The following is a 14463-nucleotide window of genomic DNA, read 5'->3' as shown; positions in this document are numbered from 1 at the left end:
GGGACGCCGCCTATGGCAGCGTCCCCAAAGCTTAGGTATCAGAACTTGAAGGTGATGCCAGCCTGGTAACGGCGGCCGTAGGTCTGATAATCGATGACTTCGAGCGGAGCGCCCGGATTAATCGTTGAGAAAGGCTCATTCGTCAGGTTCTGGCCCTGAATGAACAGTGACAGGCCTTCAAGGCTGCTTCCAGGCTGGAAGTCATAGCCGAGCTGTGCGTCGACAATCATTTCACCGCGTGCACGGCGACGGACGCGGTTGCCGCCAAAGCCAGACAGTTCACCCTGGAAGGTCGAACGGTAACGGACGCTACCACGGGCACTGAAACCATTCTTTTCGAAATAGGCCGTACCGTTGGCAACCCAGCGCGAATAGCCGTCAATGTCGCCATAAGGCTGGCCCGGAGCAGGGCGCAGCTTGCTCTTGGTATAAGATACACCGCCTGTCACACCGAAACCTTCAAGCGCAGGGGTCAATGTTTCAAACGGCAGAGTGCCCGCCAGTTCGATACCATAGATCTTGCCGCCATCACCGTTCAGAGGTGCGTTCAGCGTACCAATGCGCGACGGAACGACTTCGGCACCCAGCGGGAAGCCCGAATAGTCGAATTCGAACTCGGCATTGTAGATCCAATTCAGCAGCTTCTTGTAGAAGAGCTGGGCGGCCACATAGCCCTTGGTGCCGAAATATTTTTCAACGGTCAGATCGGCCGCATTGGCACGGATCGGTTTCAGGAAGGGATTGCCACCGCTACCACGGATGATCGGCGTCGTGCCGCTGCGATCGACGCCATAGCCGATAGAGACACGCATCTGGTCCATACGCGGGCGTTGGATTTCGCGGGCAAGGCCAACGCGGAAGACAAAATCGCTTGGTGTGCGCAGCGATAGGTTCAAGCTCGGCAGCCAATCTGTATAGTTCGCACCCAGCGTGGTTGGCGTTGCGACGCCGCTGAAGAACAATGCGCCTGAGCTGCTCTGCTCGGTCTTGATGACCTGAACGCCCACATTACCGGTCAACTGGTTCGAACCCAGTTCGGTATCAATGGCTGCCTGCAGATAGCCGGTGAGAAGCTCTTCCTCCACAACGTAATTTTTCGAAATCACATCCTGAACTGCATTCGGTACCAAGCGGTAAATGCCGCCTTCCAGCAGTTCCTGCGGATCATAGCTGATTACCGGCCCAAGGCCGAGATAGTTCAGATTGGTTGGACGCAACAGATATTGGTCAGGAACGCGCAGATCGGCAGCGCCGCTCGCGAGCACGACGAAATATTCATCGGCATAAAGCGACTTCTTGCGGTCGTTAAACGCAACACCTGCACGGACCGCGGAGAAGAAACCGTCCAGTTCCTTTTCAAGATCGAAGCGGACCGTCGACAGTTCGTCATCTACGATACGATCATTATAATAGCCATCCTGACCACCAGCGATGCCACCCCAGCCCATGGGTGAGGTCAGACGGATCAGGTTCGGGTCGGAATAATCAAGCGTCGGGTTAAAAACGGTGCCCGAAGTGCTTTGCGTGAAACCGATGGTGTCGCGGGCGCCAACGCCCTGGCCACGGCCTGTACCGGCATTGGATTCAAATATCAGCTCGTTGCGGTCGGTGCGCGAAGTGCCCCAATCAAAAGTCGCATTCCAGCCATTGCCGATATCCCAGTCGACATTTAGACCGCTCGAGAACAAGTCTGCCGAACGAACCAGCTTGTGGTTGTTCACAACCGCTTCGATATCGGTGAACGTGCCATTGACGATATGGCCATCTTCCACAGTGTAACCCGGGTTGATACCCGCAGCGGTCCAGCCAAACGCGCTCGACAATGGGAGCTCGATGCCGCGCTTGATGATGTCGTCATCAAATTTCGAATAGAACAGGTCGGCAGTCAGACGGACGTTATCCGACAGGTCGCCCTGCAATGTGCCGCCAAGGCCCAAACGACGTAGATTGGTCGAAGTAACAAACGATTTGTTACCTCCGATCAAGCGATTGCCGGCAAAATCATTATATCCCCATGCATTATATTCCTGAACCTGATAGGATTCATCGACATAGTTCGCAGTGAGCGCAATGCCGACAGTATCGCCGCCAAACTGGTCGATATAGGTTGCGTTGACGCGATAGCCCTTGTCATTCGACCCGGCGTTCAGCTTGCCGAGATCGGTGAGGCTTCCTTTGACGCCAACAGCTAGAACGCGTTTGCCGGTTTCCAACGGGCGGGCGGTCCGGATATCGACGGTGCCGACAAGACCCTGGCCAATGATGTTCGCGGAAGGCGTTTTGTAGACATTGACCTGACTGACCATTTCGGAGGGGTACTGGTCAAATTCAACCGCGCGGTTGTCGCCGGTCGATGTCTGTTCGCGTCCGTTGAGCAGGGTCTGAGAAAGGTCCGGACCAAAGCCGCGGATTGAGATGAAAGCAGAACGACCGTTTAGGCGCTGCGACGTGAGGCCCGGCAAGCGCGCAATGGATTCCGCAATGGATGCGTCAGGCAATTTGCCGATATCTTCCGCGGAAACCGTTTCGACGATTTGTTCAGCATTTTTCTTTTCAGCAACAGCATTTTCCAACGCCGCACGGAAGCCGGTAACGACGATTGCATCTTCTTCAGTTGCAACATCTTCAGCCGCATCCTGTGCATATGCTGCACCCGGCAGCGCAGCAAAAACTGCAAAGGCCAGCGCGGTCGCGCTGGTCGAATGCGCAAGGCGCGCACGTACTTCATTCGTGTTCCACGAAGCAGACATCCTGTATCCCCTCTTTTGCGACCCAGTCGTTGCTGCGCCGCTTTGTTGCAACCTAAAGTGCATGGCCACCCAGTTTGGCCATCGATGAACAAATACTACGGTGCGCATGCCAAATGACAGATATTCACATACGTATTCAGAATTATGCAGTAACGTCGTTGCACGAATGCAACGCCGCGCTTAAGGATTGTTGCAGGAGAGCCGGGCACGCCATATGCCACCACATAAGCCGACATCGTTCGATATCGCGCAACTCGCTGGCGTTTCGCAGCCTACGGTATCGCGCGCCTTGCGCGGCAGCCCCTCGGTTTCAGAGCAAACGCGCAAACGCATCGAGGCCATCGCGCAGCAACTGAACTATAAAGTCGACAAGAACGCATCGAGCCTGAGGACGCAAAGGTCGAACACGCTAGCGTTGCTCTTCTTCGAAGATCCTACGCCGGACGAAACCGGGATCAACCCCTTCTTCCTTTCGATGCTGGCGTCGATCACGCGCACTGCGGCGAGAAGAAATCACGACCTGCTGATTTCCTTTCAGCAGCTCTCGGCCAACTGGCATGTCGATTATGAAGACAGCCGCAAGGCCGATGGCATCATCCTGCTCGGCTATGGCGATTACGAGCTATATCAGCCCAAGCTGGAGCAGCTTGTCCAGCAGGGCACGCATTTCGTTCGCTGGGGACTGGTCGGCGGTCAGGACGAAATGGGTACGACAATCGGCTGCGACAATATGGATGGTGGTCGATCGGCCGCGGAGCATCTGATCGCGCATGGTCGTAAAAATATCGCCTTCCTTGGCGATGCATCTGATCACTACCCCGAATTCCGGGACAGATATTTGGGAGCACGCAATGCCATATTTGCCGCAGGGCTGAACATATCGGGCGACTTGCAGGTCGATGCCTTCAATACCGAGCAGTCTGGCTTTGATGCTGCGCAGCAACTGATCAACAGCGGCGTCAGGTTCGACGCTATTTTTGCTGCGAGCGACCTGATCGCGATAGGTGCCATCAGGGCAATCGAAGCTGCCGGTTCGACTATCCCGGGCGATATTGCGGTTATCGGCTTCGATGACATTCCTGCAGCCAGCCTTGCTCATCCGCCGTTGACGACGGTGCAGCAGGACTATCGCACTGCTGGAGAAGTTCTGGTCGACACATTGTTGAAGTTGATAGAGGGCAAGAGCGCTGAAAGTTATACGCTTCCGGCGAAGCTTGTGGTCCGCAAATCCTGCGGAGCACATTGAGCCCTACGTATTCGTATACGTAACAGTATCGCGCTGCCCGAAATATTGCCGCCCTGCCAATTCGCTGCCAAGTTGCAGCAAAAGATAATCGGGAGAGGGTTATGGAAAAGCCGCGTCAAGGCTTTTGGGGTCTTTGGAATATTTCGTTCGGCTTTTTCGGCATTCAGATTGGCTTTGCCCTGCAAAATGCCAACATGTCGCGCATCTTTCAGTCCTTGGGTGAAAGCCTCGATAACCTAACCGCCCTGTGGATTGCGGCGCCTCTCACAGGATTACTGGTGCAACCTGTCATTGGCCATATGAGCGACCGGACATGGTTGGGTAAACTCGGCCGTCGCCGTCCCTATTTCCTTGCTGGCGCGATCATGGCTTCACTGGCGTTGTTCGTAATGCCGCTTGCCCCTGCCCTATGGTTTGCCGCGGTTATGCTCTGGATACTTGATGCTTCGATCAACGTTTCGATGGAGCCGTTCCGCGCTTTTGTCGGCGACATGCTCCGCAAGGACCAGCACACAGCCGGCTATTCGCTGCAAACTGCCTTTATCGGTGCAGGCGCTGTCGTCGGTTCGATATTCCCTTGGGTGCTTGATCATCTGGGGGTCGCCAACGAAGTGGCGGGCGGCGGGATCCCGGATACCGTCAAATACAGTTTCTGGTTTGGCGGCTTGATCTACCTGCTTTCCGTATTGTGGACCGTCTTCAGCACGCAAGAATACAGCCCCGACGAATTGCGTGCATTCGGGCAGGACAGTGCCGACAGCGATAGCTCAACCATTCGCGCCCTCGCCGCGCGTTCCCCCGTTTCAGCGCTGGTGTGGATTGCCGCAGGCGCTGGCGTCGCGATGCTCGTTTCTTTCATGGGTCTGGAGAAAGAAGTCTATCTGCTCGCTGCTCTGATGGCAGGCTATGGCTTCGCCAGCCTCATTGCCATCCAGCTGGCGAAGAGCGGGCGCGACAACAATATGCTCAGCCATATTGTCGGCGACTTTTCGGGAATGCCCGAAATCATGAAGAAACTTGCATTGGCGCAATTTTTCAGTTGGTCGGCCCTGTTCATCATGTGGATCTACACGACGCCGGTTGTCGCCCAATATGCTTTTGGCTCAAGCGACCCCGCATCGGCGGCCTATAATGAAGGTGGTAATTGGGTCGGCATCCTCTTTGCCGTTTACAACGGCGTCGCTGCCCTTGCCGCTTTGTTCCTGCTTCCCAAACTGGCTCAAAGGTTCGGCAAGGTGAATACGCATATGGCCTGCTTGCTCGCCGGTTCGGCAGGCTTTGCAGCCTTCCTGTTCATCAGGGATCCGCACATGCTGTTGCTCGCCGAAATAGGCATCGGCATCGCCTGGGCATCGATCCTCGCAATGCCTTACGCCATCCTTGCCTCCAGCCTTCCGCAAAGCAAGCTTGGCATTTATATGGGGCTGTTCAATGTCTTCATCGTTGTGCCGCAATTGCTGGTGGCAACGGTTATGGGTTCGATCCTGAAAGCATACTTCCCGACCGAACCCATTTGGACGATGGCCTTCGCCGCTGCCGTGATGGCGCTGGCGGCGCTTGCTACGCTGAGGGTGAAGGAGCCCGCTTAAGCGCGGGCCCAAATCCTGCGGCCACCGGCATCTACAACAACTGCGCCTGAGGTTCCGACGGGTTCTTCTTTACCGCCCGTGAGGAATTCGATCATTGCGCCATCTGTCACATCGACATGCGCAAGGGTGCGGTCACCACTTGGCGTGCGTGCGACCACGACACCGCCCTTGGGGCTCCCGTCGCGGCCATAGAATACCGTATAGGTTTCCACCTTGCCTGCACCGACATAATCCTTGTCGAGTTCGGGCACCGCTTCGCGCGCCGCATCCGCCTCTGCCTGATAATCGAAATTCTGAGGGAATTGCGCCGCGGCCAAGGGCTTGTTCGAAACAACGATGCAGTGGTTATCGGTCGCAAAACCGCCATTAGCGAACAGGAAGCCGTTGGTGCCTTCCTTGCGCAGCTTCTCGACCATCGAAACGACAGCATGACTCATATAGTTGGCGATCGGGCCGCCACCGAAGGTCAAGCCGCCAAAAACAGTCGCCGGTTTTTCGACCGGCCAACCGAGAATACGCCGCGCCATTTTGGGCACGCAGGGGAAGCAGCTGTACAATTCAACAAAATCGAAATCCGCGCCGCTCATCTTGTTGAGGTCCAGGGTGCGGCGGATCGAGATTTCCATGCTTACCGAGCGGTCGTAACGATCGCGTTGCAAGAAGCTGTAAGCCTCCTTTGCCGCAGCGCCCATTCCGACATAGATCATCTTGTCTTCGGCAACGCCAAGGCGGCGCGCTTCGGCAAGGCTGGCGACGATGAATCCAGCTCCTTGGTTGACCGAGGCGTTCGCGACCATCAATTTATTGTAGGGAAAGGCGATCGGACGATTTTTTTCGTTCGACGTTATGATTTCCTCAGGCGCTGTCGGTTTGCGGATCCATGCGCCTTCATTACCCGCCGCCACCTGGCTGAAGCGAGACCAGATTTCGCCGCTCTCCGCCTGCCCCTCGGCCAAGGTCTGGCCATAAGCCGCGCGACCGGCATTTTCGTAGAGTGGGTACACATCAACGGGCGCGTTCAAGCCATGTTGTTGGGCATAACCGGGCTCACGTTTTGCCTCCTTGCGGACGCCTTCGAACACGTCTGATTGCGGCGTGGCATGCTTTGCAAGACGACCGGCAATCGTCCGCAGAGCCTCTGCGCCAGCAACCGCAGCCAGTTTGATCTCCCCTGCCCCTATGCGGTTTGCAGCTTCGTTCAACAGCCGGATCGGCGTGTCGCCATGCGGGGCTTCGGATTGATAGCAGACCGACGGCTGGGCACCGAGCGCATCGGCCAGCTTGCGATCGAGCGGGTTGAGATCGCGAAAACTGATCTGGTCAACAACCGCCACACTATCCAATCGCGCCAGCAACGAAACCCCGCTGTCTGCCTCGGCTCGCTTCAGCGCCTCTACCATCAACCCTAGCGGATCGAGGCCATTGTCAGGGTCTTCTGGACGATCATTGATCTGGCCTACGCCGATGATAACGGGGATGCGTTCATTGTCAGTCATGCGCGCCATTGACCAAATTTGACCGGCAAGTGCAACCGCATATTAATCGGTCAATTAAATTTCCCCCTATGCGCTCAGGCCCGGCATTGATAGCCATTGCATCAGGAGAGCCGAGTCCGGCTGTGATGCGAGGGAGGATGTGCGATGACAGTCATCAAAACCAATGAGGCCGGCGAGCCATTGGTCAAGATCGAGCACCCTGCTGTGGGTGTAGCCCGTATCGTCCTAAACCGCGCAGAAAAGCGCAATGCCCAGAATTTCGCCATGCTCTACCAGCTCGACGCGGCATTCACCGAATGTGCACGCAACGAGGAAGTCGCCGTGATCATCCTTGCAGCTGACGGCCCGGATTTCAGCAGCGGGCATGACCTTAAACAACGCGATGTGCAGCCAACCGATTTCGATGTCCTTGGCAATTGGGCCGACTTTACCGCCCCCGGCGCTGAAGGCCGATATGCCGTGGAGAAAGAGGTCTATCTCGACCTGACCGAACGCTGGCGCAATGTGCCCAAGCCGACCATCGCCCAGGTGCAGGGCCGCTGCATTTCGGGCGGATTGATGCTGGTGATGGCGTGCGATCTGGTGATTGCGTCAGACAATGCTGCCTTTTGCGACAACACCATCGATTTGGGAGTCTGCGGTACCGAATTTTTCAACCATCCCTATGACTTTGGCATCCGCAAGGCCAAGGAACTGCTGTTCACCGCGGGCTGGATAAGCGCACAGGAAGCAGCCGCGACAGGCTTCATCAACCGTGTCGTACCGCTTGCAGAGCTTGAGACGGCAACGCTCGGCATGGCCAGCGTGATCGCGGCCAAACCACGTTTCGCCCTCAAAATGGCGAAAGAAGCCATCAATGCCGCGCACGATGCCATGGGCCGACCGCAAGCAATGGGCACAATCTTCGCGCTCCACCAACTCTGCCACAGCCATAACATGCAGGTGTACGGTCTGCCCATTTCCACGATGGAGATCAAAAAGCCCTGATCAAAACGGGACGAGCGCGATCAACCCCTCGGTCGAAGCAGCCGGCATTACCCTGTGCCGGGTAGCATCCTTATCAAGGTGTTATCCTTGATAATATAATGGTGGAAAAGCGCCGCCGCTACATGCAGGCCGATAATGTAATAGCCGATTGTCCCGGACAGCTCGTGCAATTCCTTGATCTGACCAGCTAGGTCCTTGTCCGGGGCGACCAATGCTGGCAATTCCAGCCCAAAAAACGGTATCAGTTTTCCTGCCGCACTCAGGATAGTCCATCCTGCGAGGGGCATCGCCACCATGAATGCGTAAACCGCAAAATGCGTGACATTAGCGAGCAAACGCTGCCACGCAGCCGGTTCCGGGACGATTGTCGGCTTCGCCTTCATCAGCCGTGCAACGATGCGCACAACAATCAAAATCAGAACCAGCAGCCACAGCATGAAATGCCAGGCCTTCAGCCCCTCGCGAATATCGGTCCCCCTGGGGTAGTTTCGAGGAGCAACATCGTCGCGTATACCGCCGTGATCAGCAGCACCATGACCCAGTGAAAAGCAATTGAAAGCGAAGTATAGCGCTAGCGGAAATCGGTTGAATTCATAGCAAACCTCACACTTCCGGTTCGTTTATGGCATGTAAAAGCTTCAATTGACGGTACACCAATCTACAAACAATCCGCCTTGTATCACTCCAGATCATGGCAAGCACTCACTAATAGGTCAACCAGATCAAGGAAGGTACGCCAACGTCAAGATATTGATCGGTCCTCTCCGATGCGTTCTCAAAAACCAGCTTGCTTCATATTATAGAAGAGCGACGTTCGGGGACATTCTGCATAACTTTGCATGACATCGTGATGCTCCAACTGCACCCGGCATCCGAGACCTATTATGCGAAATTTTTCCTATTACACCTTTTCCACATGCTAAAATTTTCGAAACTTTAATTTGGCATGCAGTACGATGCCAAACTGATTGGAGGCGCTCATGTGGAATAAAATAACAATCGAGTTAGGCAAATTCGCTGCCGCGGTCATCGGACTCTCCATTGCTGCATTCGTTTTTTTATTACTTACAAGCCCCAAGGTAGATATTCTACATTATGGCCAAGCATTCCACTTCTACAATTCAGCTGTAAACCGCCTCTTCATCAGTGTCACTGGGCGGGCGCGGATAAGCTCAGGCGGAAAAGAGACCAGTTATGTGCTGCTTGCAAACCACCCACGCGAAAATACTTTTGATCATCGCGTTAGCGCCTATTCGGACATGATAGAATCATCAGGCGGGGCATCCACTATTTCATTTATTATGGGCAGCGACGGCAGTTCAATTATCGAGCGTCGCTATGAGTCCCCTCAATCAGAAAATTTGCAACATCAGTGCGTTCGCAACCCTTACGGTACGCCACCTCATTTCGCACCTGCTTCAAAATCGCGCTATTTCCTCACCGAACTGCGCTCCTTTGATGCCATTCTTTCGTCCGCTGCTCGCGGGAGGAAAATATTTGCGACCGTCACTTATAAACTGAACAATGTTGATGTGGTCCTCGATTTTCCCGCATTAGTTGTCAACATTAACCCAAAAGAAGGAAATAGCGGAATCGCCGGGTCGACGCCCAAAGCAGCGGAATTATGGCAAGTAGTTTCTGACAGAATTCCAATTTATGTTGGAGGCGATTCACTATGCAGCGGTCTTCGAGAAGGTCATGCCGCACTGCGCCAGTTTGATGGCCCGTTCGAAGTTGTTTACTTATGTCGCAATGAGAACGGTGTGAACGATTTCTCATGTTCCCGCAAAATTAATGGTAAGGTTCGCTTATTCGCATCGTACATCTAATGGCCACCGTTGCATGAGTTTCGAAGGAAGCTCAAAATTTGCTCAACTGGAATTAATTACTAGGCTAGATACGAACGGGCACCACCGGGTTGTCAGAAATAAGTTTCAACGAGTTCTTCTCTTGGAGAATACCTTCGGTAAGCTCCTGTTTTTGCAACATTTTTCCAATTTTTTTAATATCAAATGGCGGACAGACAGGGATTCGAACCCTGGGTACCATTACTGGCACAACGGTTTTCGAGACCGCCCCGTTCGACCACTCCGGCATCTGTCCGCACGTCTTTTCGGGCTTTGGTCGATGCCTGTAAAAGGCGCGCCCGTGCGACAGAGCGCGGCCATTAGCGAATGATTCCGGCTTTGCCAAGCGCAAGGTTGCAAGAATGCGATTGCGCTACGATATTGCAACGATGAGCGCGAATCCTGAAATGCCCCCTATCGCCGAAGCCCGCTTCTCCATCGGCGACGTCGTCCGTCACCGTATCTTCGATTTTCGCGGTGTCGTGTTCGATATAGACCCTGTGTTTGCCAACAGTGACGAATGGTATGATGCTATTCCAGAAGCCGTTCGCCCCAGCAAGGATCAGCCATTCTATCACCTGTTCGCCGAAAATGCGGACAGCAGCTATATCGCCTATGTCAGCCAGCAGAACCTGCTGCCCGATGCTGAAAACGGACCGGTGAACCATCCTGCGATTGAAGGCTATTTCGAGCCGTGGAGCGGCAGTCGCTACAATCTGGCCGCCTTGATGCGGCAATAGTTCAGCTGGCGGGCAGCGATTTTATCCAGGCTTCCAAGAGCTCCACGCCCTCGTAATGCTCGGTTGCCCGCCCCAGTTCGGGCATCGCAATTCCCGGGTCTATGCTTTTCATTCGGTAGATGAGGATCGAACGCTCTGGATGGCCGGGTTCGATGACGAATTCGAAATTGCCCGATCCCCTGCCCGCTGCCACGGGTCGCTTGCCAATACCAAGTGCGGCCGAGTTGCGTTCGTGATCGTCGTAAAACAGACCGGAGTTTGATGCCGATCCGGTCGGCTTGTGGCAGTGGCCACAATTGACGCGCAAATAGGCCAGCGCCCTTGCCTCAAGCGCGCCGGACTTTGGATCATCCCATTTGGCCTCGAATGACGGCACGGCTCCCGCCAAATTTCCACGCTTTTCAAAGGCAAGGCGCGACTTTGTGTCGGCAAAGGAGAGATTTTGCCATACCGGTCCGACGGGCATCACGCTGTCTTTGGTCGAGTGGCATTGCTTGCACTGGTTTTTGTTCGGAACGGCGTAGCTTATGGACATTTGCGTGAAGTCCGGCTTTTTGAATATAGCGGGTTTGCGAGCCCCGCCAACTTTCAATTCCGCATCACTGCCATCCGTTTTCCACACATAAGGCAAGGCAACCCATCCGTCCGCCTTGTGCAGCAATAGTCGCGTTTCGATGATGTTGAGCTTGCCCGAAGCATCATGGTAGCCGAAACTTTTTATGAGCGCACTGCCCACAGGAAATATCAGCCGGCCATCGGGATCGATGGTGAATTTCTTCCCCTTCGGCAGATACAGGAATCGCTGCTTTTCGGCATAATCTGTGAAAAGCGGGGTGCGGAGATTGTAAGGCAGCAATGCTGAAGCGGGCCTATCCGCGCCGCCATTGAAAAAACCGAAGCTGGATAGCAGCGGCGGATTATCTGTGGATGTTATTGCAGCATCATCAATCTGCGGCGGCTTTCCTTTCACCGAAACGGTAAGCGCAAGCCCTGCCGCAGCGGCAATCAGCAAGCGCATCAGCGGACCACCGCCTCCATCGATTCAGGTAGCCGGATACGGGGCAATTCCTGCGGCAGGTTGGCACTGTACTGCAGCATCACGGGCTGCGCACTTTCGGGAGATGCTTTCAGGTCGGCCAGCCCCAGCGAAAGCGCGGGAACGGGGTCGGCAACAATGGGCTGCGCTTCTGCCCCGCCAGCGCCATCCCAGAAAATCGGGGGCAGACTGCCACCCAATGCCTGGGCAATCTGCTGACTACCCGGAAATTTGGGGTCCCAGCCTGCTTTATCATGCTGATTACCCCAAATGGCGACGCCCCGCGCAATGGGATCATATTTCGGGTCTTGCTGCGGGTAGCGATAGCCAACGACCATAATGTTGGTCGTGCCATTCTGGCCGAGCATGTTGTCAAACACATGTACGTTGCGGTTGGCCATCACCATCACGCCGGTACCGGTCGGTACATTGGCGACGATATTGCCCTTGGGTGCAAAATTGGGTGTCGAGTTGTCGACGACGACATTCTCGAAAATGCGCACATTCTTGCCACCCATCTGTAGCAGGTTGGGCAAATCGAATACCAATATGCCGCCCGTGTTGCGCGTCGCCAGATTATCGTGGACGTCGGCGTCGTAGCTATTCTCTATCTCGATACCGGCAACATTTTCCAGCGCGACCGAGTTGCGCACCACGATGTTGCGTGACTGGCCGACATAGATGCCCGCATCCGATGCGCCGCGGACCAACACGCTGTCGACCAGCACATCCTGGCTTTCGACCGGATAGATGCCATAGGCACCGTTGGTTTCCTTAGGCCCGCCGGTCCATTCGACCCGAAGCTGGTAATAGACGATGCGATCGGCGCCCTTGGATTTGATGCCGTCACCCTTGGTGTTTTCAACCGCAAAATCGCGAAGCACAACATCGTCAGAGGTCACCAACAAGCCTTCACCAGCACCCAATTGCCCGGTGAAATCTAATATGGTCTGCCCGCTTCCCTGCCCCTTCACTGTCACCTTCGGCACATCGAGTGAAAGCCCGTCGGTCAATTTGAAACGACCGCTGCCCAGTTCGACAACATCGCCCGGCGCTGCGCCAATCAGCGCCTCTTGCAAACGCGCCTGTGCATCGTCCCCAGCAGCGACCGATATGGTTTTGGCAAAAGCTGTCGAGCCCGCAATTGCAAGACTGGCAGCGGCGATGGCATTTATGCCTATGACCCTCATCCTCATTTCACAAGTCTGCAATATCCGCGCAGACTTGCCAAGAGCTTCCTCAGGGGGCGTCGCCGAAAATCCAGTCAACACCCGCATCGGCATGGATTTCGGCACTGTCATAAATTGGCAGCACGTTCGCCTTTGTGTCGACAATCATTCCCAATTCGGTGCAGCCAAGCACCACGGCGTCGGCACCATCCTTGTCGATTTCGGTGATCATCGTCTTGAGCGCACGTTCGGAATTGCGGACGACCTGCCCGGCCATCAATTCTTCGTAGATGATGCGATCAAGCTCTTCCACGTCATCTGCCTCCCACGGAAGCAATGTGACGCCATGCTTCACAAGCCGCTGGCGGTACCAGTTTTCAGCCATGACGTTGCGTGTACCGATCAATGCGGCGGATTCGACACCGTCCGCCTTCATCTTCTGACCGACCGCGTCAGCGATATGCAGAACCGGCACCTTCACCGCACTCGAAACGCGATCATGCACCTTGTGCATACTGTTTGCCCCGATCAGGATGGCGGTAGCGCCGCCTTCCTCAAGCCGTTGGGCGGAAGCTATCAAGACTTCAGCTACACGATCCCAATCCTGATCGGTCGTTGCCTTGGCCAGATCACAAAAATTGAGATTATCGAGGATCATCGGTGCACTGCACATCGCATTGGCGCGGCGCTGCACCTGTTTGTTGATGCGGCGATAGTAAAACTCGGTCGAATACCAGCTCATTCCGCCGATCAGGCCGATTTTGCGCATGTTGAACTTTCCAATAACTGAATCGAATCGCCCCGGTCAAAGGGCCGGGGCGAATTGTTGATTCAGTGGATAGCGTGTTGCGGCTTAGTGCTGCAAGGCCTTCACAATATCGTCGACCATTTTCTTGGCATCGGCGAGCAGCATCATCGTCTGGTCCATGTAAAAGACATCGTTATCTACACCCGCATAGCCCACGCCGCCCATGCTGCGCTTGATGAAAAACACGGTCTTGGCCTTGTCGACATCGAATACAGGCATGCCATAGATGGGCGAGGTTTTGTCGGTCTTTGCTGCGGGATTCACCACATCGTTCGCGCCGATGATGAAGGCCACATCGGTTTGGGCAAATTCGCTGTTGATGTCTTCCAGTTCGAACACCTCATCATAGGGCACATTGGCCTCGGCGAGCAGCACGTTCATATGCCCTGGCATACGGCCCGCTACGGGATGGATCGCATATTTGACGCTGACGCCTTCCTTCTTGAGGAGGTCTGCCATCTCACGCAGTGCGTGCTGCGCCTGTGCCACCGCCATGCCGTAGCCGGGGACGATGATGACGCTTTCGGCCTGGCTCATCATATAGGCGGCGTCCTCTGCAGAGCCGCGTTTCCACGGTCGATCGACTTTCGCCGCGCCACCTGCAGCTGCGCCCGAATCTGCACCAAAACCACCTGCAATCACCGAAATGAAACTGCGGTTCATCGCCTTGCACATGATGTACGAAAGGATAGCCCCCGAAGAACCAACCAGCGCGCCGGTAATAATCATCGCGCTATTGTGCAGCGTGAAGCCCATCGCCGCAGCCGCCCAGCCCGAATAGCTGTTGAGCATCGA

Annotated in this window: 12 protein-coding genes and 1 tRNA gene; 5 read left to right on the top strand and 8 right to left on the bottom strand. The window is 55.1% G+C overall.

Annotated features, from left to right (window positions below):
- Positions 1-38 precede the first annotated feature (38 nt).
- The gene (locus tag PKC81_RS11770; protein ID WP_324336304.1) at positions 39-2750 is read right to left on the bottom strand and encodes a TonB-dependent receptor; all 2712 of its coding nucleotides are present in this window, start codon (positions 2748-2750) and stop codon (positions 39-41) included.
- Between the two features lie 214 nt (positions 2751-2964).
- Between PKC81_RS11770 and PKC81_RS11765 the strand changes: the two genes are divergently transcribed.
- Both PKC81_RS11765 and PKC81_RS11760 read left to right on the top strand, forming a co-directional pair.
- A complete protein-coding gene (locus PKC81_RS11765) occupies positions 2965-3996 on the top strand; it encodes a LacI family DNA-binding transcriptional regulator (protein ID WP_324336302.1) in 1032 nt (343 codons plus the stop codon).
- A gap of 101 nt (positions 3997-4097) precedes the next feature.
- Positions 4098-5585, top strand: a complete 1488-nt coding sequence (locus tag PKC81_RS11760) for an MFS transporter (protein WP_324336300.1) — start codon at positions 4098-4100, stop codon at positions 5583-5585.
- Here PKC81_RS11760 and PKC81_RS11755 read toward each other — a convergent pair.
- Positions 5582-7081, bottom strand: coding sequence for an acetyl-CoA acetyltransferase (locus PKC81_RS11755; RefSeq protein ID WP_324336298.1), 1500 nt, complete (start codon positions 7079-7081; stop codon positions 5582-5584). The genes PKC81_RS11760 and PKC81_RS11755 overlap by 4 nt on opposite strands.
- A 144-nt stretch (positions 7082-7225) precedes the next feature.
- Between PKC81_RS11755 and PKC81_RS11750 the strand changes: the two genes are divergently transcribed.
- Positions 7226-8068: an enoyl-CoA hydratase gene (locus PKC81_RS11750; RefSeq protein ID WP_324336296.1), complete on the top strand. Its 843-nt coding sequence runs from the start codon at positions 7226-7228 to the stop codon at positions 8066-8068.
- 47 nt (positions 8069-8115) lie between these two features.
- On the opposite strand, the gene PKC81_RS11745 is transcribed toward PKC81_RS11750, so the two are convergent.
- Positions 8116-8505: a cytochrome b gene (locus tag PKC81_RS11745; protein ID WP_324336294.1), complete on the bottom strand. Its 390-nt coding sequence runs from the start codon at positions 8503-8505 to the stop codon at positions 8116-8118.
- 543 nt (positions 8506-9048) lie between these two features.
- Between PKC81_RS11745 and PKC81_RS11740 the strand changes: the two genes are divergently transcribed.
- Positions 9049-9897, top strand: a complete 849-nt coding sequence (locus tag PKC81_RS11740; protein ID WP_324336293.1) for a hypothetical protein — start codon at positions 9049-9051, stop codon at positions 9895-9897.
- 184 nt (positions 9898-10081) lie between these two features.
- Here PKC81_RS11740 and PKC81_RS11735 read toward each other — a convergent pair.
- Positions 10082-10171, bottom strand: a tRNA-Ser gene (locus PKC81_RS11735).
- Between the two features lie 133 nt (positions 10172-10304).
- Here PKC81_RS11735 and hspQ point away from each other — a divergent pair.
- The gene (gene hspQ, locus PKC81_RS11730) at positions 10305-10655 is read left to right on the top strand and encodes a heat shock protein HspQ (RefSeq protein WP_324336290.1); all 351 of its coding nucleotides are present in this window, start codon (positions 10305-10307) and stop codon (positions 10653-10655) included.
- Between the two features lies 1 nt (position 10656).
- Here the strand turns inward: hspQ and PKC81_RS11725 are convergent, their stop codons facing one another.
- The 4 genes from PKC81_RS11725 to PKC81_RS11710 all read right to left on the bottom strand — a co-directional run.
- On the bottom strand, positions 10657-11673 hold the full coding sequence (locus tag PKC81_RS11725) for an SO2930 family diheme c-type cytochrome (RefSeq protein WP_324336288.1): 1017 nt from the start codon (positions 11671-11673) through the stop codon (positions 10657-10659).
- Positions 11673-12887 (bottom strand): parallel beta-helix domain-containing protein, encoded by a 1215-nt coding sequence (locus PKC81_RS11720; RefSeq protein ID WP_324336286.1) that lies wholly within the window; start codon positions 12885-12887, stop codon positions 11673-11675. Before PKC81_RS11720 ends, PKC81_RS11725 begins: the two co-directional genes overlap by 1 nt.
- Positions 12888-12930: 43 nt before the next feature.
- Positions 12931-13629 carry an amino acid racemase gene (locus PKC81_RS11715; protein ID WP_324336284.1) on the bottom strand — a complete coding sequence of 233 codons (699 nt, stop codon included), beginning with the start codon at positions 13627-13629 and terminating at the stop codon, positions 12931-12933.
- A gap of 84 nt (positions 13630-13713) precedes the next feature.
- Positions 13714-14463: NAD(P)(+) transhydrogenase (Re/Si-specific) subunit beta (locus PKC81_RS11710; protein ID WP_324336282.1), on the bottom strand; the 750-nt coding region annotated here is incomplete at its 5' end.

It is taken from the genome of Sphingorhabdus sp. (assembly GCF_035329025.1).
Taxonomy (GTDB): Bacteria; Pseudomonadota; Alphaproteobacteria; order Sphingomonadales; family Sphingomonadaceae; genus Sphingorhabdus_B.
The sequence above is the reverse complement of the archived record's forward strand: the minus strand, read 5'-3'. Positions and strand labels throughout refer to the sequence as shown.

What these genes read in the sequence shown, in the direction of transcription:
- PKC81_RS11715 (WP_324336284.1), bottom strand. Translation starts at nt 13,629, where the DNA reads ATGCGCAAAATCGGCCTGATCGGCGGAATGAGCTGGTATTCGACCGAG.
- PKC81_RS11770 (WP_324336304.1), bottom strand. Translation starts at nt 2,750, where the DNA reads ATGTCTGCTTCGTGGAACACGAATGAAGTACGTGCGCGCCTTGCGCAT.
- hspQ (WP_324336290.1), top strand. Translation starts at nt 10,305, where the DNA reads ATGAGCGCGAATCCTGAAATGCCCCCTATCGCCGAAGCCCGCTTCTCC.
- PKC81_RS11720 (WP_324336286.1), bottom strand. Translation starts at nt 12,887, where the DNA reads ATGAGGATGAGGGTCATAGGCATAAATGCCATCGCCGCTGCCAGTCTT.
- PKC81_RS11745 (WP_324336294.1), bottom strand. Translation starts at nt 8,505, where the DNA reads ATGCTGTGGCTGCTGGTTCTGATTTTGATTGTTGTGCGCATCGTTGCA.
- PKC81_RS11765 (WP_324336302.1), top strand. Translation starts at nt 2,965, where the DNA reads ATGCCACCACATAAGCCGACATCGTTCGATATCGCGCAACTCGCTGGC.
- PKC81_RS11760 (WP_324336300.1), top strand. Translation starts at nt 4,098, where the DNA reads ATGGAAAAGCCGCGTCAAGGCTTTTGGGGTCTTTGGAATATTTCGTTC.
- PKC81_RS11750 (WP_324336296.1), top strand. Translation starts at nt 7,226, where the DNA reads ATGACAGTCATCAAAACCAATGAGGCCGGCGAGCCATTGGTCAAGATC.
- PKC81_RS11740 (WP_324336293.1), top strand. Translation starts at nt 9,049, where the DNA reads ATGTGGAATAAAATAACAATCGAGTTAGGCAAATTCGCTGCCGCGGTC.
- PKC81_RS11725 (WP_324336288.1), bottom strand. Translation starts at nt 11,673, where the DNA reads ATGCGCTTGCTGATTGCCGCTGCGGCAGGGCTTGCGCTTACCGTTTCG.
- PKC81_RS11755 (WP_324336298.1), bottom strand. Translation starts at nt 7,081, where the DNA reads ATGACTGACAATGAACGCATCCCCGTTATCATCGGCGTAGGCCAGATC.